22 protein-coding genes are annotated in these 23,120 nt (G+C 34.7%); all 22 read right to left on the reverse strand.

The window, feature by feature from the left end; translation table 11 throughout:
• Positions 1-576 precede the first annotated feature (576 nt).
• Positions 577-1,926: a PTS cellobiose transporter subunit IIC gene (celB, locus tag A9G35_RS11025; protein WP_065636903.1), complete on the reverse strand. Its 1,350-nt coding sequence runs from the start codon at positions 1,924-1,926 to the stop codon at positions 577-579.
• A gap of 14 nt (positions 1,927-1,940) precedes the next feature.
• Positions 1,941-2,426 carry a hypothetical protein gene (locus A9G35_RS11030; RefSeq protein ID WP_065636904.1) on the reverse strand — a complete coding sequence of 162 codons (486 nt, stop codon included), beginning with the start codon at positions 2,424-2,426 and terminating at the stop codon, positions 1,941-1,943.
• 15 nt (positions 2,427-2,441) lie between these two features.
• Positions 2,442-2,780, reverse strand: coding sequence for a PTS cellobiose transporter subunit IIA (locus tag A9G35_RS11035; RefSeq protein WP_065611164.1), 339 nt, complete (start codon positions 2,778-2,780; stop codon positions 2,442-2,444).
• A 14-nt stretch (positions 2,781-2,794) separates the two neighbouring features.
• On the reverse strand, positions 2,795-4,810 hold the full coding sequence (locus A9G35_RS11040) for a BglG family transcription antiterminator (RefSeq protein ID WP_218057270.1): 2,016 nt from the start codon (positions 4,808-4,810) through the stop codon (positions 2,795-2,797).
• Between the two features lie 165 nt (positions 4,811-4,975).
• Complete coding sequence (locus A9G35_RS11045) at positions 4,976-5,293, reverse strand: PTS cellobiose transporter subunit IIB (protein ID WP_065636905.1); 318 nt, start codon at positions 5,291-5,293, stop codon at positions 4,976-4,978.
• 25 nt (positions 5,294-5,318) lie between these two features.
• Positions 5,319-6,755 carry a 6-phospho-beta-glucosidase gene (locus A9G35_RS11050; protein WP_065636906.1) on the reverse strand — a complete coding sequence of 479 codons (1,437 nt, stop codon included), beginning with the start codon at positions 6,753-6,755 and terminating at the stop codon, positions 5,319-5,321.
• Between the two features lie 581 nt (positions 6,756-7,336).
• Positions 7,337-7,564, reverse strand: coding sequence for a ChaB family protein (locus tag A9G35_RS11060; protein ID WP_065590864.1), 228 nt, complete (start codon positions 7,562-7,564; stop codon positions 7,337-7,339).
• Between the two features lie 437 nt (positions 7,565-8,001).
• Complete coding sequence (acuI, locus tag A9G35_RS11065; RefSeq protein WP_065636907.1) at positions 8,002-8,997, reverse strand: acrylyl-CoA reductase (NADPH); 996 nt, start codon at positions 8,995-8,997, stop codon at positions 8,002-8,004.
• Positions 8,998-9,295: 298 nt separating this feature from the next.
• A complete protein-coding gene (gene sstT / locus A9G35_RS11070; RefSeq protein WP_065636908.1) occupies positions 9,296-10,534 on the reverse strand; it encodes a serine/threonine transporter SstT in 1,239 nt (412 codons plus the stop codon).
• Positions 10,535-10,829: 295 nt separating this feature from the next.
• On the reverse strand, positions 10,830-12,578 hold the full coding sequence (locus tag A9G35_RS11075) for an acetyl/propionyl/methylcrotonyl-CoA carboxylase subunit alpha (RefSeq protein WP_065636909.1): 1,749 nt from the start codon (positions 12,576-12,578) through the stop codon (positions 10,830-10,832).
• Positions 12,571-14,181 carry an urea amidolyase family protein gene (locus A9G35_RS11080; RefSeq protein WP_065636910.1) on the reverse strand — a complete coding sequence of 537 codons (1,611 nt, stop codon included), beginning with the start codon at positions 14,179-14,181 and terminating at the stop codon, positions 12,571-12,573. The genes A9G35_RS11075 and A9G35_RS11080 overlap by 8 nt, the downstream gene beginning before the upstream one ends.
• 164 nt (positions 14,182-14,345) lie before the next feature.
• A complete protein-coding gene (locus A9G35_RS11085) occupies positions 14,346-15,122 on the reverse strand; it encodes a LamB/YcsF family protein (protein ID WP_065636955.1) in 777 nt (258 codons plus the stop codon).
• A 14-nt stretch (positions 15,123-15,136) separates the two neighbouring features.
• Positions 15,137-16,372 (reverse strand): NRAMP family divalent metal transporter, encoded by a 1,236-nt coding sequence (locus tag A9G35_RS11090; protein ID WP_141673865.1) that lies wholly within the window; start codon positions 16,370-16,372, stop codon positions 15,137-15,139.
• A gap of 658 nt (positions 16,373-17,030) precedes the next feature.
• On the reverse strand, positions 17,031-17,486 hold the full coding sequence (locus tag A9G35_RS11095; RefSeq protein WP_065636912.1) for an A24 family peptidase: 456 nt from the start codon (positions 17,484-17,486) through the stop codon (positions 17,031-17,033).
• On the reverse strand, positions 17,486-17,656 hold the full coding sequence (locus A9G35_RS13550) for a hypothetical protein (protein WP_218057272.1): 171 nt from the start codon (positions 17,654-17,656) through the stop codon (positions 17,486-17,488). Before A9G35_RS13550 ends, A9G35_RS11095 begins: the two co-directional genes overlap by 1 nt.
• A 16-nt stretch (positions 17,657-17,672) precedes the next feature.
• Entirely contained in the window at positions 17,673-17,828 is a 156-nt protein-coding gene (locus tag A9G35_RS13555) for a hypothetical protein (protein ID WP_176701427.1), read from the reverse strand.
• 469 nt (positions 17,829-18,297) lie between these two features.
• The gene (locus A9G35_RS14215; RefSeq protein WP_141673868.1) at positions 18,298-18,387 is read right to left on the reverse strand and encodes an RCC1-like domain-containing protein; all 90 of its coding nucleotides are present in this window, start codon (positions 18,385-18,387) and stop codon (positions 18,298-18,300) included.
• 12 nt (positions 18,388-18,399) lie between these two features.
• Entirely contained in the window at positions 18,400-18,681 is a 282-nt protein-coding gene (locus tag A9G35_RS11110; RefSeq protein ID WP_065636915.1) for a hypothetical protein, read from the reverse strand.
• A 27-nt stretch (positions 18,682-18,708) separates the two neighbouring features.
• Positions 18,709-20,628, reverse strand: coding sequence for a TadE/TadG family type IV pilus assembly protein (locus tag A9G35_RS11115; protein ID WP_065636916.1), 1,920 nt, complete (start codon positions 20,626-20,628; stop codon positions 18,709-18,711).
• Positions 20,629-20,651: 23 nt separating this feature from the next.
• Complete coding sequence (tadF, locus tag A9G35_RS11120; protein ID WP_065636917.1) at positions 20,652-21,422, reverse strand: tight adherence pilus pseudopilin TadF; 771 nt, start codon at positions 21,420-21,422, stop codon at positions 20,652-20,654.
• A gap of 22 nt (positions 21,423-21,444) precedes the next feature.
• A complete protein-coding gene (locus A9G35_RS11125) occupies positions 21,445-21,918 on the reverse strand; it encodes a TadE/TadG family type IV pilus assembly protein (protein ID WP_065636918.1) in 474 nt (157 codons plus the stop codon).
• A gap of 29 nt (positions 21,919-21,947) precedes the next feature.
• Positions 21,948-23,111: a hypothetical protein gene (locus A9G35_RS11130; protein WP_065636919.1), complete on the reverse strand. Its 1,164-nt coding sequence runs from the start codon at positions 23,109-23,111 to the stop codon at positions 21,948-21,950.
• Between the last annotated feature and the right edge of the window lie 9 nt (positions 23,112-23,120).

A 23,120-nucleotide genomic window follows, 5' to 3' on the forward strand; every position in this document is an offset into this window, starting at 1 on the left:
TTTATCGTACCCACATAATCCCCAAATACATAAAGCGCATTAATAGATCATGCAACAATAAGTTAAGGGTAACCATCAATATAGCATAGAAAACAAAAATACTGATCGAATATTGATCAGTTATATAGTGCATATTTACTCTAATTTACCATTTTAATGGAGTAGCAATGTCATTAGAACTAAAAAATAATTAGAGCAATTATAATTTGCTCCATAAAAACTAATGATTTAATGCGAGATGCAATCGATGATAATTAAAATTTTTTATAAAATTTCATCTAAAATTTTTAAACAATACTTTTTTCGTTTAGTGTGAAAATTTTTTACAGAATTAACTGCAAGTATCAACAATGATGTCTTTTCTTAGCACAGTAGCGATAAAATTATTCTTTGTATAAATAAAACTGATTTTTGTTAAAAACTTTCAGGAAACACTACGTTTAAGTATAAAACAGTAGTGAATTTAGTAGGAATGATTTCTTAAATCTCAGAGAAAATAAGCATAATTGATATTTATGATTTTAGCTAAAAAAGAGCGTAATCTTTAATGAAATGTATACGCCCTTATATAAAAAATTAAGCTGTTTGAATTTGGTTTTCTGACTTACCTTGCTCATCTTTATACAATTTATTGTCATATAATTTGACAAAAGGAATATAGATTAGCAAAGCTAAAATAGCCGAGAATATGGCAACAATAGCCGCTTTATAATCACCGCCAGTACTAATAAATGCTCCTAATCCCATTGGGGATGGCCATGGAATTAATGCGATGATTGGATGAATAAAACCAGTATTAATAGCCAAATAACCTAATGTTCCGCAAGCCATAGGTGCTAAGAAAAAAGGGAGAGCTAAATAAGGATTGTATACAATCGGCATACCAAAAATAACTGGTTCGTTGATATTAAATATTGCAGGTACTGCAGAAGCTCGCCCTAAGATTTTTAGTTGGCTGGACTTAGCAAAAAACGCAATAAAAAATGTCATTAATAAAGTAGAACCTGATCCCCCTAAAATCACAAGTGAATTATTAAATTCACCAGCAAAAGGGATATGTGCTCCCGCTGTATTTTCAGTCATATTAGTTAACATAATAGGGGTAATAAATGCTCCAATAATACTGGCACCATGGATCCCAACCACCCATAGCGCATGGATTAAAAATAGGATAACCATAATACCCAACCAGCTTTTGGTAAGATTGGTTACAAAGGCAAACGGTACAGCTATAATATTGAAAATATCAGTACCAAAATAGATGAAAATACCATTAACAATGATCACAAAAAAGGCAATTACAAAAGTTGGGATCAGTGCGGTAAAGGATCGCGAAACGCCTAATGGCACTGTTTCAGGCATTTTTACAACCCAATTTCGTCTAACACATAAAAAATAGAGGTTAGTTGCCACAATGGCCATAACTATTGCAATAAATATACCTGATGTACCCAACCGAAAGATAAAGGGTTGTAAACGTAGCCCATTAAAGACTAAATTATTTTGATCATTAACTAAGGTAATAACTCCATTTTGCATGATCAGTTCAGGCAAAGTCATGAAAAAGGCAAAAACAGATAACATCGCACCATTAAGAGCATTAACTTTAAGGCCTGTTTCTTCTGCTTCGATTTTAGTTAGTTCATAACCAACAACAAAGTTAAAATAAAGGGCTAAAATACCGATTGTCGCGGTGTTAGCAATCATATAAAGATCACTCACTCTAAAAAAAGTATTTTCAAAAAAAACTTCTAATCCCGTAAATGTCATTGGCAATGTGTTAAATACTAAAAACATTGAACCTACAATAGAAAAAGGTACAGACGCCATCCCCGCAGCCATTACTGCTCGAACAATTTTAAATTGCGATATTTTAGCCATGGGCGTCATCAGATATTTCTGCAAAATAACAAATCCCGTATTCATTTTATTGTCCTCTTTTAATTAATAAATTTTTCGTAAGCTTGGATTCTTTTAAAATGCTGATCCCGATTATGTTGAATATTATTTATTTTTTTAAGCATTAAAAACGTAATAATTAAACTCACTACCTGTAATATCACCAATACATGTAATGTATCTTGCGTCTGTTTTAAAAATGGATAGAAAATTTGATACAAAGGGGTATAGAGAGTAAGAATGAGTGCCGTAAAGACTATTGCTAAAGTACGATAAAATAATCTTGCATAAGGCAATTTGTTGCAATGATTACGATAAAGCTTAATTTGTTCCCATGTGGTAAGTATGCCCAAAACAAAAAGAGTAAGCGGTAAAATAGCGACTATTGACAATGAACCTATTAGAAAGGTTGCCCAATAAAGATTCAAAAATAAAAAAAATGCAGTGATATAGCGAATCACTAAAAATCGATTAAAATAGAGATTAGTTAGGCTGATTTTTTTATGCATTGTTAGATTTTCTGTCATTATGCTACTCCCTATTTAGCTCTTTAGTTTTATTTCTAACTCATGATGTTTTTCATATAGATGTAACATTTCAATCGCCATTTCTCGAAAGCTCATGGTTGTCATTAAGTGATCTTGTGCATGTACCATAATAATTTCCATTGTGATTTTGGTACCATTAGCATAATTTTGCAGCAGCTCTGTTTGGGAATGGTGTGCTTGTAAGATTTCTTTATTCGCTTCTTCAAGAAGCTGATTTGCGCCAATAAAATTAGCTTGTCTCATCGCCTTAAAAGCCTCGTGGATTTTAGTTTTAGCATTACCACTATACAAAATAATATTAAAAGCAATAAGTTGAATATCCTCTGAGCTCATTTCTTTATTCATTGCTATACCTCTTTTTCAATAAGTTGGATAAAAAGTCGTTTAAATTGATCAAAGTTTTGTGTTTTCAACAGTTTTGTTTGCATTTCTAAATCGTCAATCAATTTGACAATAGCTTTTGTCATCATCGATAAAGTCGGGTTTTGATAAATAGATGGTGAAATCATAAAGATAAAGTGAATTTTTGGATAATTGTGATCCCAAAATAATCCATCAGGAATAATTGCAATACCAATTTTAGACAATTTTCCCACAGGCATTGCTGGATGTGGTACTACGATAGTTGGGCTAAAGAAAATATCACCTAATAGCATACGATTTTCCATTTGTGCTATCATCTTTTGCTTATAATCTTTATCTTCATTTAGCACTAAAAGATCAAGCAAACCATCTAAAACTTGTTCTTTACTTTGGGTACCTCTGCATTGGTAGAAATAATCAGCGGATAGTTCATCTACCATCTGTCCAACATTACTAAGATGATCTAAAGTATTTGATGATGCGAACGTTGGTATTGGCTCTGTATGTGCCGAAATAAGCATAATTGGTGACGATAAATGACGACGAATTTTTTGTATATCATCTTCGGTAAAAAATACAGAAACGTGAAAAACAGGAACTTTAAATACTTTTGATGATAGATCAATTGACGAGATAATAAAATCAATCTTATCCAATACATTGGGGTCAATTTCATAATATCCTTGCGTTGCAACGATTTTTATTCTTTCATTAAACTCGCATTCAACGCGATTTTTTAGTAGTTGAGCACTACCCTGCCCAGTTGCACAAATAATTAACACTTTAGCCTTTTGTTCATTTTTTAGTTTTTCAATCGAAGCTAAAAAGTGCAAAGTTAAATAACCCCATTCATCATCAGGAATCGTAAATTTTTTAAGTTCAGGAAGCTGGTTAAGGTAGCTTTTAACTAATTTAAATAATTCTGGAGAGTTTGTCTTAATTTCATCAAGCAACGGGTTTTTCAATTTTATATGCTGTTCTAAGCGGACAATCATCGGTTTTAGGTGCTGAATAATTCCATTTTTCAATTGCTCATCGTTTAAAAATAAATATCCGGTTTCTTGCTGTATTCTAAATAATAAATTAGTCAAAGATAAATGCAGCTCGGAGTTAAAATCATTCTGAATAAAATTTGATTTACTAATCAAATGCAAAGTCAAATACATTTGTTCTTCTTTGGGAAAACAAAAACCAATCACTTTTTCTACTCTATTGATGATTTTTTTAGCGACTTGATATTCCAATTTCTTTTTAGTCGATTGTGGCATATCAAGATTTTGAATAGAAAGACCTGATTGTAACCGTTTGATACTTAATGATAAATGTAAGACGATATTTTGTATCATTACATCAGATAATTTTATTTTTGCCTCACGACACTCATCTAAAATAATAATGGTTAACGTATCTAAGCCAATTACATCATTGAACTTGTTCAAATATGTTAGATGCTGCAGAAAATTAATCGATTCTTCATGAAAAAAATAGCTCAAAATAAAATGTCGTTTTGCTTTTTCCTCACCTTCAACATAAAACAGAGATTGACTTTTTTTAATAGTAAGCCCATAAGGTTGGAGTTGGTGTTTGATTTCTAAAATATCTTTATTTAGTTGAGAAGAACTAATAAATAATTGTTCAGCTAATGCCTCTATATCGATTTTTTGGCTTTCTAATAATAATAAATTAAGAATATGGTGTTTTCTCTGGCATGCTTCTCGACAATTTGCTTGTTCTATATTGCGATCTAATAAATGATGCTCAATTAAAAATAAATTGAAAGCTGTTCTATCTTTAATTTGTAATTTGTAACCATAACCTTGTTTACTAATAATAGATCCACCGTGACTTTCAATTAACGATTTCAAATCATTAAGATAAGTGCGAACAGTACGATCTGATAATGCTAACTCATTTGCTAGTAATGCACTGCTTTTGAATATATCTTTAGAACGAACTAATAAACTAATAAGGTCACGCTGTTTATTTTTAATCACTATCATCCATACCTGTGTCAACTAAAACCATATTATTAATAATATAGTGAATACTTTTAACTATTACATAAGTACACCACACACCAACGTAAGATAGTAAGGCGCTGCTATTTAAATAATCTATTCACAACGCCAAATCATATCGCTAAAGCCGATATATATTGATTTAAATTAGTTTATATTCTCCTCTACTAACTTAGCCAATTGTTCAATGCCTGATTGAACGGGTATATAAGCCTGAAAAGGAATACTCACAACAGGCTTACCGACTTCTTCCCCCAATTTTTTAAATTTATCAAGCATCATCATAGTTTGCGGGCTAATTAAAAAGAGTGAAAAATCACTACTTTGAATCATATTTCCGCCTTCGGTTGCCGAGACAGCATCAACCAAAATTGTTTTACCTTTGCTAGCAAAATATTCTGTTACTTTTTTAGCCATTAATGATGATGACATACCTGCCGCACAAATGATTAATGCTTTTTTCATAAATTCCCTTAAAAATAGTTATGCTTTATAAGACTTCGCCATTAGACTCAATCACTCTTTTAAACCATGCGAATGAGGCTTTGCGGCTACGTTTTAGTGAACCATTACCTTTGTTATCTTTATCAACATAGATAAATCCATAACGTTTTTCCATTTCACCTGTCCCAGCTGAAACAAGATCAATACATCCCCAAGGAGTGTATCCCATCAAATCAACACCATCTTCTTCAACAGCAAGTTTCATTTGTTTAATATGTTCACGCAGATAATCAATACGGTAAGCATCGTGCACGCTACCATCAGCTTCGACTTTATCGTAGGCGCCAAAACCATTTTCAACTATGAAAAGCGGTAAACGATACATATCAGTTAACCAATTAAGTGTATAGCGAAGTCCCTCAGGATCGATTTGCCAACCCCAATCTGATTTTTTAACATATTGATTGCCGATCAGATCGGTTTTTTCGTTATATTCATAGCTTTCATTATCTTCTTTTTTCCTAATTGCATTAGACATGTAATAGCTAAAGCCAATGTAATCAACTGTTCCATTTTTCAAGATCTCAAGATCTTGATTGGTGATATCAAGTTTAAAATCTTTACGTTGCCAATAATTTTTAATATGGTTTGGATACTCTCCATGAACATGAACATCACCAAAAAAATATTTACGCTCCATCGCCTTTTGTGCCATTAGAATATCACCTGGTTTACAAGTCTCTGGATAGATAGGGATCATCGCCAACATACAGCCTATTTCAAAATCAGGATTAATAGCATGACCAATTTGTACCGCTTTAGCACTAGCAACTAATTCATAATGTGCAGCTTGATACATAATCTGCTCGCGATCGTCGCTTTGTTTATAGAAAATACCTGAGTTAGTAAACGGTGCAAAATCTTCATTAAAGTTAGCTTGATTATTGATTTCGTTGAAAGTCATCCAATATTTGACTTTATTCTTATAACGATCAAAACATACCTCTGCAAAACGGACAAAAAAATCAATTAATTTACGATTACGGAATCCACCATACTCAGTAACAAGGTAATAAGGTAATTCAAAATGAGAAAGTGTAACAACTGGCTCAATATTGTATTTTAAGCATTCATCAAAAAGATCATCATAAAATTTTAACCCATCTTCATTTGGTGCAAGTTCATCACCTTTTGGAAAGATACGAGTCCAAGCAATAGAAGTTCGAAAACATTTAAAACCCATTTCAGCAAATAGCTTAATATCATCTTTATAGTGATGATAAAAATCGATAGCATCGTGATTAGGGTAATATTCACCGTCAATAACACCTTCAGTAATTTTACGATAACTTTTTGGTGAACCAACAGTCATCACATCAGCGACACTTATTCCTTTACCACCAACTTGCCAAGCACCTTCTAATTGATGAGCAGCAACAGCACCACCCCACAAAAAATCCTTTGGTAATCCTCTATTTTTCATAATTAAGTACCTGTGTTTATTGATAATTCAAATTTAGTATAAAAGGAAAAAAATAGAATTACTAACCAACTTTTTCCGTATTGATCAGGAAAAATATAAGTATATTTGGGTAGGAAAGGTTATTAGTGAAATGTGCAGCTTTTTGTGATATTTACCGAAATGCGATAAATATCACAAAAATGAATGATAAACTTTAAATATTTGAAGTTAACTTTTAAATAAATTCTTCAAACTCATCGGCATATTTCAATGGCACAAACTCGATAATGTCATACTCGCCAATTTGCTGAATATAGAATGGATCTTTTTGCAATATTGCTAGAGCCTACTCTTTATTCTCAACACGACAAATAATCACACCACCTGTACTAGGGACTTTTGGACCTGATGCAATAAAATGTCCTGACTTATAATATTTTTAAAAATAATCAATATGTTGTGGTGAATATTTTTCTACTTCATTAATGGGTTTTACATAAGTAAGTGTATAAATAAACATAATATAGATCCTTAATAAATATACAAAAAATAAATTTTTCAAAATGTTAAGCTGTGTTGCTCAACTTAAACCATTTAAGTATCTATTTAGCTACCCATTTACCATCTTCACCTTTGTGATAAACCTTTTCGACAGCAGCCCAAGCTACTTTAAAAGCAATGGTTTCCGGTGCACTATTATCACGCCGTTTATGCGGATCTTGATATTCCTTAATTGCACTATTAAATGCTTCTTTAAAAATATCTTGCGCATGTTCAGGCAAGACATGGCGTACTGAATCAGGTAAATCTTCACGAGTTTTATATGGCATCTCACATTCCCTCATAAATTAATCTTAGATGACTGAAAATTTAAAATGGTAATGGTAAAAATAGCACTCCAACGAATTTATTCCCATTTATAAAATAATACAAGCGCTAATTTCATTTAAGAACTTGCTGATGTGATCTAACGAGTCGGAATACCTCACATTGTTGATAGTAATTTCAGCAATGACAGTAATGCATATATCTAACGCCGTATCCCAGATAAGCGATATGGCGTCTATATCATAAAAAAATCACCGTTATTAATTAGCTAAATATTTATGCTCAGTCATCCAACCATTTATAGTGTGTTAAAAAAAGCCCGATTGAAGATAAATTAAGACAGCAAGCTAAATTTTTGTAAAAAATATTCAGGACTCTATACCGTTTCGTGATTGATTAACAGCAATTATCAAAATACACTGTTTAATCAAACCTAGATTCATTTGTTTACATCAACAACAAATCGCCCTTTTATTTTTCCTGCGATCATTTTATTTGCCACTTCGACACACTCGTTTAATGTGATTATTCTGCCGATATAAGATAGGATATCTTCATCCAGATGCTGTGCTAATAAATTCCATGCTGTTACACGTTTATCATAACTTGCCATGACGCTATCCACGCCAGCCAAAGTTACACCCCGTAAAATAAATGGCGCGACGGTTGCGGAAAAGTTTATGCCTTGAGCAAGCCCACAACAAGCAACAATACCGCCATATTGAGTTTGGGCACAAGCATTGGCTAAAGTGTGCGAACCAACCGCATCAACAACCGCTGACCACTGTTCTTTTTGTAAGGGTTTACCAGCTTCTTTTAAAATTTGACTATCAATAACATTAACTGCACCGAGTTTTTGTAGATAATGTGCTTCATCGATTTTACTGGTCGATGCAGTGACTTGATAACCAAGTTTAGTAAGTAATGCAACGGCAATTGAGCCAACTCCCCCACTAGCCCCTGTCACAAGCACCATACCATGGTGTGGTTTTATGCCAAAATCGATAATTCGCTCAACACATAATGCAGCTGTATAACCTGCTGTGCCAATGACCATGGCTTGATAAGGCGTTAAATTGTTAGGTAGTGGAATCAGCCAATCCGATTGCAAATAGGCATATTGTGCCAAGCATCCCCAATGCGTTTCGCCACATCCCCAACCGTTTAAAATTACTTGTTCGCCTTTTTGATAACGACCGCTTGCGCATTCAACCACACTGCCAACACCATCAATCCCCGGCACCATTGGCCATTGCCTAACTACTGGGCTTTTGTTGGTTAAAGCTAGCGCATCTTTATAATTGATGCTTGAATAAGCGACTTGAATTAACGTGTCGCCCTGTTGAGCTAAAAGTTGTTGTTTGCTGACGGTCTTTAGTGAACAAGCAAAGGCTGTTGTAGCTTCTTTTTCAAGGACAATGGCATTAAATGGCATGGCTATTCCTTATTAGATTGAATTTTGCAATAGTGATAAAGGTTATTACAATTGGTAATACTCTAACTTGTAAATCAATATTTCAAATCCATTTACCTATTTTGATGTTATAAATTTGACAATATTGTATTGAATAATTGCTATTTTAGTTAACTTTTTATCTGTTTAAATACTGATAAAGATAAATAACAAAAAGCGGTGTAACCTGACACCGCTGTTTTTAATTTGCATTACATCACATTAGTAAAATAAGCTGCTATATTTTAGTGTGTAGCTAAATACCAATATGAATAAATAGTTATTTTTTATTTTTCGCTGCCGATGAAACCGCACCAATAAACACCACATCGCTTGACGAGTTTAATGCGGTTTCAACCGAATCTTGAATTACACCAATGGCAATACCAATTCCGATGACTTTAGCCGAGATTTCGTTCGGTATACCAAACATACTGCAAGCAACTGGAATAAGCAGTAACGATCCCCCAGCAATGCCCGATGCACCACAAGCACACACTGACGTTACAATACAAAGTAATACCGCAGAATAGATATCAACATGTATACCGGCACTAACTGGCATTGAGTTCACTGTTGCTAGTGTTAACACCGTAATGGTAACAGCTGCACCCGACATATTAATTGCCGCACCAAGTGGCACTGCAACGGTATAGGTATCTTCATCCATATTATATTTTTTACAGATTTCCATATTGACAGGAATATTGGCAGCTGAGCTACGTGTAAAAAAAGCAGGGATCGCGCTTTCTTTTAAAGCGGTAAATACGAGTGGATATGGGTTTTTTCGCATAACTAGATAAGCAAGTAATGGGTTGATAACCAATGCAACAATCACCATGCAAGAAACTAATACAATTAATAAATGCGCATATTTTTTGATCTCATCAAAACCTGTTTCGGCTAATGTTGAAGCAACAAGCCCAAAGACGCCTAAAGGCGCAAATCGGATAATAATTCTGACAATAAACGAAATAGCATAAGACAAATCATTCATCATCGTTTTAGTGGTTTGACTGCTATGTCTTAATGCCAAGCCAATACCAACTCCCCACACAATAAGGCCAATATAATTTGCATTCATCAGCGCATTAATTGGATTGTCGATCATTTTGCCTAGTAACGTTTTTAACACCTCGGTAATACCATTAGGCGGAGAAAGCTCAAGGTTATTTAGTGTGTCACCAAATGAAATTTGCGATGGGAATAAAAAACTGGCAACGGTGGCTAATAATGCAGCTAACATCATCCCAACAAGATAAAGAGTAATTAACGATCTCATATTCGCTTGTTTACCGTGTTGGTGATTTGATATTGAAGAAATTACTAAAATAAGTACAAGAAGAGGGGCAACTGATTTTAGGGCGTTAATAAAGAGATCGCCTAATAATGACATATTTAGTGCTGTATTTTTAGATACAGCAGCAAGTATAGCGCCAAATATTAAACCTAATAAAATCTGTAATACCAACCCAACTTTAAAATAAAAACGGACCAGAGGATGAGATGAGTGTGCCATTCTACTTTCCTATTTACTAAAGACAATTCTAGAACCTTAACATATTTGAATAATAAATTTATATAAAAAATCATGATAATAATCTTTTTTTATATATTACTTCAAGTAATTACTAAGTTTTATTATTCACTAAAAACTGTCTTGACTTAAGCATCATTGAGTCATTTATTATCAAAAAATGGCTAAACATAAACAAAAAACTAGTATTATTATTTTAATATAATACTAGTTAATAAAGCTTAACCATTAGGCTGTAGAAGTGCCCAAATTGGGATTAATTGATGCTAATCAGGTGCTAGTTAATTTCAGCAACGGCATCACCTGCATTAACATAATCGCCTTCTTGGACTGTTTTGGTTACTGTGCCACTTCGGTGTGCAATAATTTTTACTTCCATTTTCATGGCTTCCATAATACCAATGGCATCACCTTCGTTTACATTTTGCTTATCATCAATTAACCATTTAAAAAGGTTACCAGATACAGGCGATGGTACTATCGAATCGGATAGTACGTCATTAGCAGCAGTTGATGAGGTAGCATTTGCTTCGGTTTGCATAGCAAATCCAGCAAATAGGTTTGCCGGTAAGCCCAGTTTACAGCGTTTACCGTCAATTTCGATAACGGTTTTTATTAAGGCTTCTTCTTTGGCAGGAATTTGCCTTTTTGCTGGTGTGATTGTGGCATTTAATTCGGTTTCGATCCAACGAGTATGTACATTAAAATCATCACAAAAGTCAGGATGTTCAATCACTGCACGATCAAATGGTAAAACAGTTGCAACCCCTTCAATTGTAAATTCTGCTAACGCTCGGCGAGCTCTAGCAATGGCTTGTTGTCGATTACGACCAACCACAATCAATTTTGCCATCAGTGAATCAAATGTGGCAGGAATTGTTGACCCCACCGTTACGCCACTGTCCACACGAACACCTGCCCCTAATGGCACATCAAAGCGTGTAATGGTGCCTGCTGCAGGTAAAAAACCATTAGCGGCGTCTTCGGCATTGATACGAAATTCAATAGCGTGGGCTTTAGGTTTTGGCGTTTTATCAATGCTTAATGGCAAACCTTGAGCGATACGTAGTTGTTCAACAACAAGATCAATGCCTGTTGTTTCTTCCGTTACGGGATGTTCTACTTGTAATCGTGTGTTGACTTCTAAAAACGATAATTTGCCATCTTGGCTGAGTAAAAATTCAACCGTCCCTACACCAACATAATTTGCTTTAGCACAAATGTCTATTGATGCTTGGGTTATTTGTTCGGTTAATTGTTCGCTAATAAAAGGAGCGGGCGATTCTTCAATTAATTTTTGATTACGACGTTGTAATGAACAATCACGCGTACCTACCACAACAATATGACCTAATTTGTCGGCAATAACTTGTGCTTCGACATGTCTAGGATTATGTAAAAACTGTTCTAAAAAGCACTCTCCACGCCCAAAAGCGGCAGTTGCTTCACGCACGGCTGAATGGTAAAGCTCTTCTACTTCATCTATTTGCCAAGCTACTTTTAAGCCTCGACCACCGCCACCAAATGCGGCTTTTATAGCAATAGGTAAACCATGGGCATGGGCAAATTCGATCGCTTCTTTAGCGTTTTTAGCTGGTTCTTTTGTTCCCACAACCAATGGCGCACCCACTTGCAATGCAAGTTGCCTTGCTTTGACTTTGTCACCTAATATTTCAATCGTTTCGGGATTGGGTCCAACCCAAATTAACCCTGCATCTTGTACCGCTTTTGCAAATTCAACACGTTCAGATAAAAAACCATAACCAGGGTGCACCATCGTTGCTCCTGATTTTTTAGCTATAGCAATAATTTTATCAATATCTAAATACGTTTCGCTTGGCATATTGCCTGCTAGCCCATAAGCTTCGTCGGCCATTTGTACATGAAGTGCGTTAATATCGGCATCAGCATAAATCGCAACAGATAAAAATCCCATATCACGACAAGCACGCACAATGCGTACGGCAATTTCGCCACGGTTAGCAATTAATACTTTATGCGTTATTGTTTGATTATTTTCAGACATGATCAACATCACTCCCTTCAAATTCTTTAAATATCCCTATCGGATTAAATTTTATTTTGGCATTGACTGGTATTTGACCTGCCAAATCTAAATGATAATTACATACTGCACCAATAACAGGATAACCACCCGTTAAAGGGTGATCATTCAAAAATAGTACTGGTTGCCCATTAGCAGGAATTTGGATTGCGCCGATGCAAGTTCCTTCACTCGGTAATTCTTGGTGTTTTTCACGACTTAGTGGTTGTTCACCAGATAAGCGTAATCCAATACGGTTAGAAGCTGGCGTTACTTGCCATAGCTGTGAAGTAAGAAGCGCTATTGCTTGCTGAGTAAACCAATCAGTACGTGGCCCAAGCACAATATCTAAAACAACCACATCCTCACTGGTTGGGTAATCGATAGCAGAGGTTTCGGTTAATGAAATGGATCTTAACGCATTTGTTTGCTTTATTGCCAATGTTTGCCCTGCTTTTAGCGGCAATGGTCCTACTTGTGCAAGCGTATCATAAGCACAACTAGTTAAAATTGGCGATACTTGAAAACCACCACGCACCGCTAAATAACTACGAACGCCACACTTTACATTACCTAAACGGATAATATCACCTACTTCTAATTGAATTGGCCGATACATGGGCGAAGTATATGTTTCGCCTTGGGCGGTGGTAATGGTGATATCACATACCGCCCCTGTTACCGCAACTAACATGGAGCGGTTTATTTGTGCACTAAAACCGCCTTGAGTAATTTCTAACGCTGGTTCATTAATTGAATTACCTAACACTCGGTTAGCACTGTGTAATGCGCTTTTATCCATCGCTCCCGATTCAGAAATACCTAACGCCGCCTGCCCAATTCGACCATTGTCTTGAAACAATGTTTGCAGGCCTGTCGTTAATACGGTTATATCTTGTTGCTGCTCAACAGTATCATCTTGTTTTTTAGAAGCAAGTAAATGAGCAGGTAAATGATAAGTTGTTTTCGATTGGCTTACATCAATAAAATGAACCCGAGTGCCCGGTTTGAACAGCGCTGGCTCATCACGATAGATATCCCAAACTGCGGTATCGGTAATACCAATTAGTTGCCAACCACCAGGGCTTGCCTGTGGGTAAACACTACTAAACTCACCTGCTAAAGCAACCGATCCTGCCGGAATGCGAACTCGTGGCGAGTTGCGACGTGGCACATTAAGCTGAGCCGTTTTAGATACCATATAAGCAAACCCCGGAGCAAAGCCACAAAAAGCCACTTGATACTCGTTATTGGTGTGCCTTGCAATCACTTCGGCAACCGTTATGCCAAGGTAGTCTGCCACTTGGGGTAAATCTTCGCCATTATAGCGAACCGGTATTGTTACCAATTCGCCAGATTGCATAATACTTGCCGAAATATCTAATTGAGCAATCTGCTTTGCAAGTATATTAGCATTCGTCACAATGGGGTTATAACGGATTAATAGGGTTCGTGCCGCTGGGATTATTTCTTTGATATGCCAATCAGCAATAACACCTTGAAGCATATCAGTAAGTGCCATGGTTTGCTCAAGGCTGTTTAATTCTACGATAAACGCATCGATATTAACGGGTAAAAATCGCATTAAATACCTCGAAATATGATCAATATCCAATCACTAACAACACATATTTTATATTGTTTTGTTATATTAAAGGCCAAGTTTATAGCCCACTTAGTAAAGTGTTGTCTAATCATATTTTTATTTTTTTTATTAATTTAATTAACTTTTTCAAAAAATTAACTAATTTAGTTATTATTACTTTTAGTAAACGAGGCAATATTAATGCCATTTTGTTGTAGTTTTTGTCGCACTTTTTGTGCCATCGCTAAAGCGTCAGCACTATCGCCATGGACACAAATTGATCCTGCCTCAATACGCACAAACTGCCCTTCGATAGACATCACACCACCATCATTAACCAATTGTAACATACGGTCGGCAACTAGATCAGGATCATGCAATACCGCTCCAACCTCTTTACGCGAAACTAAAGTACCATCAGCATGATAAGCTCTATCGGCAAACGCTTCAGCAACGACGCTTAAGCCACTTTCTTTAGCCCAGTCAATTAATTTTGAGCCTGCAAGAGCAACCAAAGTCAATGTCGAATCAACCGCACAAAGCGCATCAATCACCGCCATTGCCTGACGCTTATCATGCGCAATGGTGTTATATAATGCGCCATGTGGTTTAACGTAACTCACTTTGGTACCGATTGATGTGGCTAATCCTTTAAGTGCGCCAATTTGATAAATCACATCAGCGGTTAACTCATCAGTTGCTATATCCATATTACGACGACCAAATCCCACTAAATCAGGATAACCGACATGAGCACCCACTTCGACATTATTGGCTTTGGCCGCTTTCAATGTTTTTAAAATACCTGTTGGCGAACCAGCATGAAATCCACAAGCGACATTGGCACTGCTAACAACTTTTAGCATTGCCTCGTCATTACCCATTTGCCATTGACCAAAACTCTCGCCAAGGTCACTATTTAAATCAATACATTTAGTGATTGTCATATTGTCCTCTATTTTAAATAGTTAAAAATAGTCGCAATCGACATTATGCCCATATACCAAGTAATTGCGCACACAACTAAACCTGACAACAATAACCATCTTGGATAATGATATCCAGACATAAGATCAGCTCGTCGCCAACCAATATACACAAAAATGGTCAAACCAAGCGGTAACACTAAGCCATTAAAACCACCGGCAAAAACAAGTAATGACACAGGTGCGGTGCCCATGGCTAAATAGATCGCAAGCGAAACAGCAATAAAGATAATGGTGGCAAATTGGCGTTGTCTATCTGTAATTGTTCGTTTAAAAGGTGTAATAAATGTCATTGAAGTATAAGCGGCTCCAATAACACTAGTTATGGCTGCCGCCCATAAAATTAAACCAAAAAGGCGTAATCCAAGCTCACCCAAGGCAGCCTGAAAGGCTTGCGATGCGGGATTGGCTGCATAACTTGAAATATCAATTGTCACACCGCTTGCCACGACACCTAAAATGGCTAAAAATAAGATATAACGCATCAAGCCAACAACCATAATTCCTTTAGTTGCAGCACCAGACACATAATCAATATGCTCAGCACCAACCATACCCTTATCAAGTAAACGGTGAGCGCCTGCGTAAGAAATATAACCGCCAACTGTTCCACCAACTATGGTCGTAATTGAAGCAAAATCAATATGGTTTGGAAGCACTGTTTCTTTTAAAGCTTGACCAATCGGTGGATGCGATGCGAACACCACAAACAGTGTCAAAAAAATCATCAACAAGCCAAAACCAATCATTAAACGATCAATAAAATTACTGGCTTTACGCGACGAAAAGATATAAACCGCTAAAAGTGCACTAATTGCTCCGCCCCATTTAGGATCAAGCCCAACAAGCGCATTTAAACCTAATCCTGCGCCGGCAATATTACCAATATTAAACACTAATCCACCAAATATAATTAGTACCGCTAGCAAATAACCACTAAATGGAATGGTTGCATTAGCTATATCTGAAGAGTTCATTTTGGTTAATGCCACAATTCGCCAAATATTTTGCTGAACAACAAAATCGATAATAATAGAAGCCAAAATACCAAATCCAAAAGCAGTACCAAGCGTAACGGTGAAGGTAGCGGTTTGAGTAATGAAGCCCGGGCCAATTGCTGATGTTGCCATTAAAAAAATAGCACTGATTAATGAAGCACGCCGATTTTTAACAAAAGCAACGGTACTACTGCTATGATTTTCCATATGCATGTCTCCTCTTAATTTATTTCTATAATGACCGTAGTAAATATAATTATACCCAATGTTATCTATAAGAAATAACCATGTTATAACTTTAACAAAGTTTGATAAATGCAAGTTAATATCATTACTACTTTTTACGCCAAAAACTAATAAAAATAATTATAATGATTCATCATCCTGTAGTAATAAATTTATAATGATCTAAAAACTTGGTATACACAAAATTGTATAGAAAAATATCTTTATATAATGTGTACATCTTTAATTCATATGACTAAAGATAATAATTTTTGTAAAAAAGTTTCAGAAAATACTAGGTTTCAGTATAAAACAAAAACATCCATCTTATACATAATTATAATTTAATGTAATAATTTTTAACAAATTTTTATTATATCTTTGCGTAAAACAAGAATAATTATCTTTTAAAACAAAAAGTGGTATTAGTGTATAAGATTTGCGTATAACCAAGCAATCACTTATTTTTTTATACAGTCAGTTGGGTTTACATATGCTGTAATTATCGTTCAGGTATAACGTATTGTTAGTTAATGTCATTTAAGAAAGGAATGTTTCTCAATCATTTGCTTTAGAATGAGAAACACTAATACTGATTATCAAAATACACATATCATTAAGGCGAATATTGAGTTTACTATTACAATATAACCTTAAATAGTGTAATTGATGTTAAAAAATAGCTTGCGCTTATTGCAATTCCATAGGGTAATGTAATACCGCCTTCAGATTTCTTTAAACGTTTATATATAATTACAAAGATTGCTAGCGGCAAACCAAAAAATGTAATCACCACCAAAAAAAACAGAACGCTGCTTACAGGAATTGTTATTAAAAGTGCCGTAATTAATTTAATATCCCCCGCACCGGCTAATCGGCAGTAAAACATAAGTAAACCACAGATTAAAAATATCGCTGATGCGCCATAATTTAGCTCTCCTTGACCAAACAAAAAGTTTAAAATAGCCAAAATGAATATTATTATGACGATTTTATTTGAGATTGTTCGGTACTTCCAATCCGTATAGCAAGAAACTAACAAACACAGCCAAATCGCCAGAATAATGATATCATTAATTAATTCTTGACTAACCATTAGAAACCTTGCCCTGGAATATAATCTTCACCATAAACTTTTTTCATTTCATCTGTAACAAATTTTAATTCTACTCCTAGCCAATCAACAGCCCCTGTTCCTGAGCGAAATTTATTTGTGCCAGGAAAGCCAACGCCAAAAACTTTACCTTCATCATTCCAATATAACAAGCTTTCTTTACCTCCATCAACTTTCAACTTTTGTTAAATTGCCAATATGGCTTTTAATTGTTGGGGTTGCTTCATATATGATATGGTTAAAAGAACCGGCAGTTACACCCCATACTGATATTTTATTGCTTTTTGTGGTAGCAATACACCCTGCATAGCGACAATATAGCATATTAACATTCCCCGTAATTAATTGAGGATCTTTTATGCCTCTTTCACACCTATAATTGCTATTAGAATCACAACCAATTCCTATGTGATTTGCAGCCCTCATAGAGTAAACGTCAGCAGATGATGTCACAAAAGTCGTGAATCGATTTCCGCCTGTTGTCTGTGCTATATTTTTTCCATCAACGGGTAAATTTGTGATTTGCTTCGGTTGAAAATCATAAACGTGAGCAGAGATACTTTCAAAACCAAATGCATTTGATTCTTCATCCCCCCACGCAAAAACTTCGCCATTATCATTAATAGCATAACCACTTTCATAAACAGCCCCTATTAATACTACAGGTCTATTATTAAAATAGTTCTGTGGAATACGACCAACTCCAACAATTGCACTTCTCGTTCCTTACCCTGAATTAATCATGATAACATCTTTATTCTCTAACACTAAAACGGGCGAAGTTGGATAACCTCTATATTTTCCCCCTAGCAGCTTCCTGATAGCCATTTTGCCCCCATCCCCAAACATTACCTTGATCATCTAATGCAATTATATGAGCAATTTCAGTTGCAACTTATGTAATACTAAGTCCTTTTTCAACAAAACTTTTCACTCTGGCAGGAAGCGTACTAGATGAAACAGTATAAACACCATTACCTTGTAGGCCTAAATCTCTATATCCCCAAATCCAAAGATCACCATTTTCAATGGTTATACCAGTATAAGCTGAGTTAGATGCGATAGGGATCTGTAATCCTGACTTTATTGAAAACACTACAGCATCACTTCGATCATTGGCAAATAACGAAAAAGATAAACAAGATAAAAACAACACAACTAATTTAATCAGTTTCATTTAGAATTGCTCCTATCATATTGTTGATTAATTAGACTCACTTTTGTTAATAAAATTTCCAGTTTCTGTTTGAATAATTTTTTCCACTGTATCGAACAATGTCTTATAATCATTAGCCTCGTGCACATATTTTTTATTACCATTCATACACTTGGTAAACCATTTTCCGTATGCATCTGTCGAATTACCTGCTTGTGGATCTAGTTTTATATAATGGATCATCGCTGTTTTAGCTGCTTTATTAATATAACCATTTTTTTGATTATCTAATGAGGTCAACCCGCTAGTTATTGCCTGACAAACACCTGCATCCAAGAAGTTATCTCTAAGAATATCCGCTCCTGCATCATCTTTGCCATCTGTAATAATAATGATCATTTTATTATTACTCTCACCTTTTGCCATTACAGGAACAGCTCTTAATAAAGCAGTTATGGTATCTGTCCCACCACCTGGTTGCCAGTTTCCATTTTTAATATAATTTAGTAGATCTAGATTGTGATTTTTATCTGCACTAAAAGGCACTAAATGAGGGGATGATTTAAATGTTCCAATATATTTTGCGGTTTCTTTAAACCTTTGGAAGTTAGAGTTCATATTAATCACATCTTTACTCATAATATTATTATTGTATAAAGGTGATTGGCACATTCCCAAAAACGGTGAAAAATCAGCGACAGTTGGTGAAATAGGTCGATTAAATGTTATTGTATTACTATTGATACCACTAAATAAGGTATCAATTGTACCTTGTACATCGACTGTTTTAGTGTTGGCAAATGAATAATGCACATCAGGATAATCCCCTGAAAACATATAATCATACAGTTGAACTATATTGCCATATTGTGTTTTAATGATATTTGCATTTCTAGCATGTAATGGGTAATTAGGATCATCTTCACCACAAGCATATTTTGCCGATCCCATATTAAGCTGATCAACATGATTTCGATTGCGACATAATCCGCTATTGACTAAATCTTGATCATTATTAAGACCTTTTGCCGGCCCAATAATTTGCGAATAATAACGATAATTAAAATAATCTAAATAATAATTAACAGTATTCTCAAATTTAGTAAAGTAGTTATAGGATGAAAAGTCATTAATCTCTCCACTTGCTTTTAAATTACTCCATTTTGAATATGCAATATTTTTATTGGCCCAAAAATTATAATCAATTTTGTCATAAGGCGATTTCATTTTATACATAACCGAGCAAGCGTAGCTTTCTCCGCCTGCTGGGTTTTTAGTATCTTGCTGAACCGGTACGCCAATGTCATAAGGAACTAATGCAAATTTAGAATCCCCTTTAAATTTATCAATAATATCAACGATTGCCGCTTTCATGTATTGAAGGCGTTGCTGTGGGCTATTTGTTCCTAAGTAATCGTTACAAGTTGAGTCATTATATTGGCACGTTGCCGAGCCTGAAAAATCGGCAATAAAAGCGATATCAAATGAATCAAAACGTTCAAATTTTTTTGTATTCCCGTAACTGTCGGATTTATTAGTAACAAACATAGATTTTGACTCACCGGTTTGTTCATCAGTAATTTGGGAATTCAATTTTTGTTTATATTTAATACTATATACTTTTTCTTTTTTGTTATATTCAACATCAATACTATCGCCATCGCCCAACGTGTCAGTAATTTTTTGAGAAGAAAAATAATTGATATAATTCATTGCCATTGAACGATTATTTTTAATGGCTGTTTCATCAATATTTTTATTGTTTAAAGCGATAATCGCTAACGAGGCTTCGTTAGTTGCTTCAGAAAGCCTAGCACGATTGCGCATTGTTTGGGTATGTTCTATCGAAACTACCATAAAAGCAAGCATAGCAGGAACCATAATCGCAAAGCTTATAGCCACACTACCTAAATTACACTTAAAAAAAGATTTATTATGATTTTTGTGTTCAGATTTGTTATTACTCATATAGACCTCTAATATGCGTGTGGTTAGCGATGATAAATTGGGCAAGCTGTGTCTGTAGGATTTAAAATATCATTACAGCGAGACAACACAACAAAATTACTACATAAATTTGGTAAAAAACCAGAGGCAGTTCTGTTTGAGTTAACCAATTTTAAATAAAGACTTTCCTCGTTGACAATACACATACTGACGCGATACAGAGGAATCCAACGCCCTTCTAATTTATTTGCCAAATCACCAATTCTTGGAACATATGGAACGAGTTTTGAATAGTTAGTAAGTGAACCATCTAAACGATTGTCCATATTAGGTAATGCAGAAAAATAGTTGCTAATGCCATCATTGCAGGCCCCAGAAGGACAAGATTCAGCACTTAACGTAACAAATTCAGCATCTTTTAAACTTGCAGGGTTATTAACATCTTGAAAAATAAATAAACCATCTACTTTTACAGCCACATTGCGTCCACCTAATAATGAACTTGCTAATTGGCTAAGTTCTTTTACTTGAGTTTCATTAAACAGTTCATGAGATTGAAAGCAAGAATTAGAATTACTGCATAATGAAGATGTATTCTGAACACTTGAGCTATCTATAATTGGATACAAAGATGACCTTTCGCGAAAAATCGAAGCTACCGCATAATTTGCACGCTCTAATCTGCTTTGTAACATAATGCTACTATATACATCATAAATAATAAATACCAAAGCTGAAAAGCACAAAAAGCATGCTGCAAATTCTATTGACATTATACCATCTTTATTACGAAAAAAATTGCCCGAAGATTTCATTGTTATTTTGTTCCTTAAATTATCAACTATTTTTATTAAACTCTCGGTAGGCGATAGTTTTTTTTGTCAAAGAGGTATCAAGAATACGACTAAACAATTTGGAAAATATGGCTGAATATTTATACTGCAATTCAAATAACAGTATCTGAGTATTATCAGCAAGCGCAGCTTGGCAACCACCATCAGTTACCTGCTTGACTGTTTCACAATATTTTACTGTTACTGTAAACTTTTGTGGATCAGCAATATAGGGAAATAAAAGTGATTCTGATGCGATCAATTGTTGCATTTGTTGTTGATAACTCGACTGTTGCGAAATTGCTGTTTTTCTGGTTATTTCTGTAGTCACTAAATCCAAAGCTGAACCAATAAACATAATTCGGCTAAATTCAAGAACGAACAAAAATAGAACAACTAACGAAGGAAAAACAATTGCAAATTCTAGCGAGACACTTGCTTTTTTTTGGCGAAAAAATAATTTCCAATATTTCAACATAATTTTGCTCTATTTTATTATATTAAGGATTAATCTTTCTTTTTCTTTAATATTGAAAAAAGTGATTTTTGTTTGTTTGTTTCGATTTTTTTATTACCTATAATAGTTGAAGCTATTTCTTTTATTTCACTACTGCTATGTGCTTTTTTAAATTTATCCAAACTTGGGATAAATTTGCGTGTAAAATCAATATTCCGGCCTAAAAATTCTTCTATATCGCTATCTTGCAAAGCATTTTTTTTATCATAAGGAACATCTTCATTTAAACAAACCAAAAAACGTTTATTTTGGAAATCTGTATTTTGTGTGGTAAGGCGAGATATTTCGTCTAACATTTTTTTAGCAGTTTTGATCGAAAAGGGATCGCGATTTATTACAATAAAAACAATATTAGACAAGGTAATAATCTCTTCAAAGTGCTTAAATGAAGAGGCTAATCCCATATTTTGATCAATAACTGTAATATTAAATTGCCCTGAGTTTAAATTGTCGTATTTCCAAGCGGTATCACTTGGCTCGACTTTTACTTGCAGCGAGAGTTCAACATCAACTAATGAACCATCTTGAGGGATTGGCATTTCAAATAAAAAATCAGCATTAGGACTTGCTGTTGCACCTTGAATATAAAGAAGAGGATAATTTGTTAGTGAACTAATATTTTTTAGCGTATGGACCACTAACGATGAGGTACCAATTCCGCCTTTACACCCTAAAAACGCAATAACGCTACCTACTCTTTGGCTTGAACCTGGTGGAGTGATACTCCTTGAATGTAAGATATCTGGAATCTTTTCTAATTGACTATTCTCTAATAAAAAATGAATTCCTTTTTTTAACAAAAATTCAGAAAACTTAATCGAATCATGACTACCAATGAGTATTGTTGATGCTTGAATTGGAAAAAAACGGTTAATATTTTCTGATAAAATTTCTGCATTATCTTGATCTTTGATATCTAAAATAATAGCATCATATTTGTTCCAGTGTGGAGCTTCCTTTAAATCAGATAACTCTAACGGAAAGATCTCCATCCCTAATACATTGTAAAGAAAAAGCACAGAACGAATATTTTCAATCAACTCACTTCTTTTACTTAAAATAGCCACTTGAAAACCGGATATACGCCCAACCACAAATTCTTGTGATGAGCCTTTTGATGTATCATTATCTTTTTTACTACCAAATAATTGCATAATAATCTC

It is taken from the genome of Gilliamella sp. Choc5-1 (assembly GCF_001690595.1).
GTDB lineage: Bacteria > Pseudomonadota > Gammaproteobacteria > Enterobacterales > Orbaceae > Gilliamella > Gilliamella apicola_M.

Bases quoted from the DNA above. Each gene is read 5' to 3' on its own strand.
- sstT (WP_065636908.1), bottom strand. From the start codon at position 10,534: ATGGCACACTCATCTCATCCTCTGGTCCGTTTTTATTTTAAAGTTGGG.
- acuI (WP_065636907.1), bottom strand. From the start codon at position 8,997: ATGCCATTTAATGCCATTGTCCTTGAAAAAGAAGCTACAACAGCCTTT.
- A9G35_RS11050 (WP_065636906.1), bottom strand. From the start codon at position 6,755: ATGAAAAATAGAGGATTACCAAAGGATTTTTTGTGGGGTGGTGCTGTT.
- A9G35_RS11095 (WP_065636912.1), bottom strand. From the start codon at position 17,486: ATGGTTAGTCAAGAATTAATTAATGATATCATTATTCTGGCGATTTGG.
- A9G35_RS11090 (WP_141673865.1), bottom strand. From the start codon at position 16,372: ATGGAAAATCATAGCAGTAGTACCGTTGCTTTTGTTAAAAATCGGCGT.
- tadF (WP_065636917.1), bottom strand. From the start codon at position 21,422: ATGAAATCTTCGGGCAATTTTTTTCGTAATAAAGATGGTATAATGTCA.
- A9G35_RS11030 (WP_065636904.1), bottom strand. From the start codon at position 2,426: ATGACAGAAAATCTAACAATGCATAAAAAAATCAGCCTAACTAATCTC.
- A9G35_RS11060 (WP_065590864.1), bottom strand. From the start codon at position 7,564: ATGCCATATAAAACTCGTGAAGATTTACCTGATTCAGTACGCCATGTC.
- A9G35_RS11110 (WP_065636915.1), bottom strand. From the start codon at position 18,681: ATGAAACTGATTAAATTAGTTGTGTTGTTTTTATCTTGTTTATCTTTT.
- A9G35_RS13555 (WP_176701427.1), bottom strand. From the start codon at position 17,828: ATGCTATATTGTCGCTATGCAGGGTGTATTGCTACCACAAAAAGCAAT.
- A9G35_RS11115 (WP_065636916.1), bottom strand. From the start codon at position 20,628: ATGAGTAATAACAAATCTGAACACAAAAATCATAATAAATCTTTTTTT.
- celB (WP_065636903.1), bottom strand. From the start codon at position 1,926: ATGAATACGGGATTTGTTATTTTGCAGAAATATCTGATGACGCCCATG.
- A9G35_RS11125 (WP_065636918.1), bottom strand. From the start codon at position 21,918: ATGTTGAAATATTGGAAATTATTTTTTCGCCAAAAAAAAGCAAGTGTC.
- A9G35_RS11045 (WP_065636905.1), bottom strand. From the start codon at position 5,293: ATGAAAAAAGCATTAATCATTTGTGCGGCAGGTATGTCATCATCATTA.
- A9G35_RS11130 (WP_065636919.1), bottom strand. From the start codon at position 23,111: ATGCAATTATTTGGTAGTAAAAAAGATAATGATACATCAAAAGGCTCA.
- A9G35_RS11040 (WP_218057270.1), bottom strand. From the start codon at position 4,810: ATGATAGTGATTAAAAATAAACAGCGTGACCTTATTAGTTTATTAGTT.
- A9G35_RS11080 (WP_065636910.1), bottom strand. From the start codon at position 14,181: ATGCGATTTTTACCCGTTAATATCGATGCGTTTATCGTAGAATTAAAC.
- A9G35_RS11075 (WP_065636909.1), bottom strand. From the start codon at position 12,578: ATGTCTGAAAATAATCAAACAATAACGCATAAAGTATTAATTGCTAAC.
- A9G35_RS11035 (WP_065611164.1), bottom strand. From the start codon at position 2,780: ATGAGCTCAGAGGATATTCAACTTATTGCTTTTAATATTATTTTGTAT.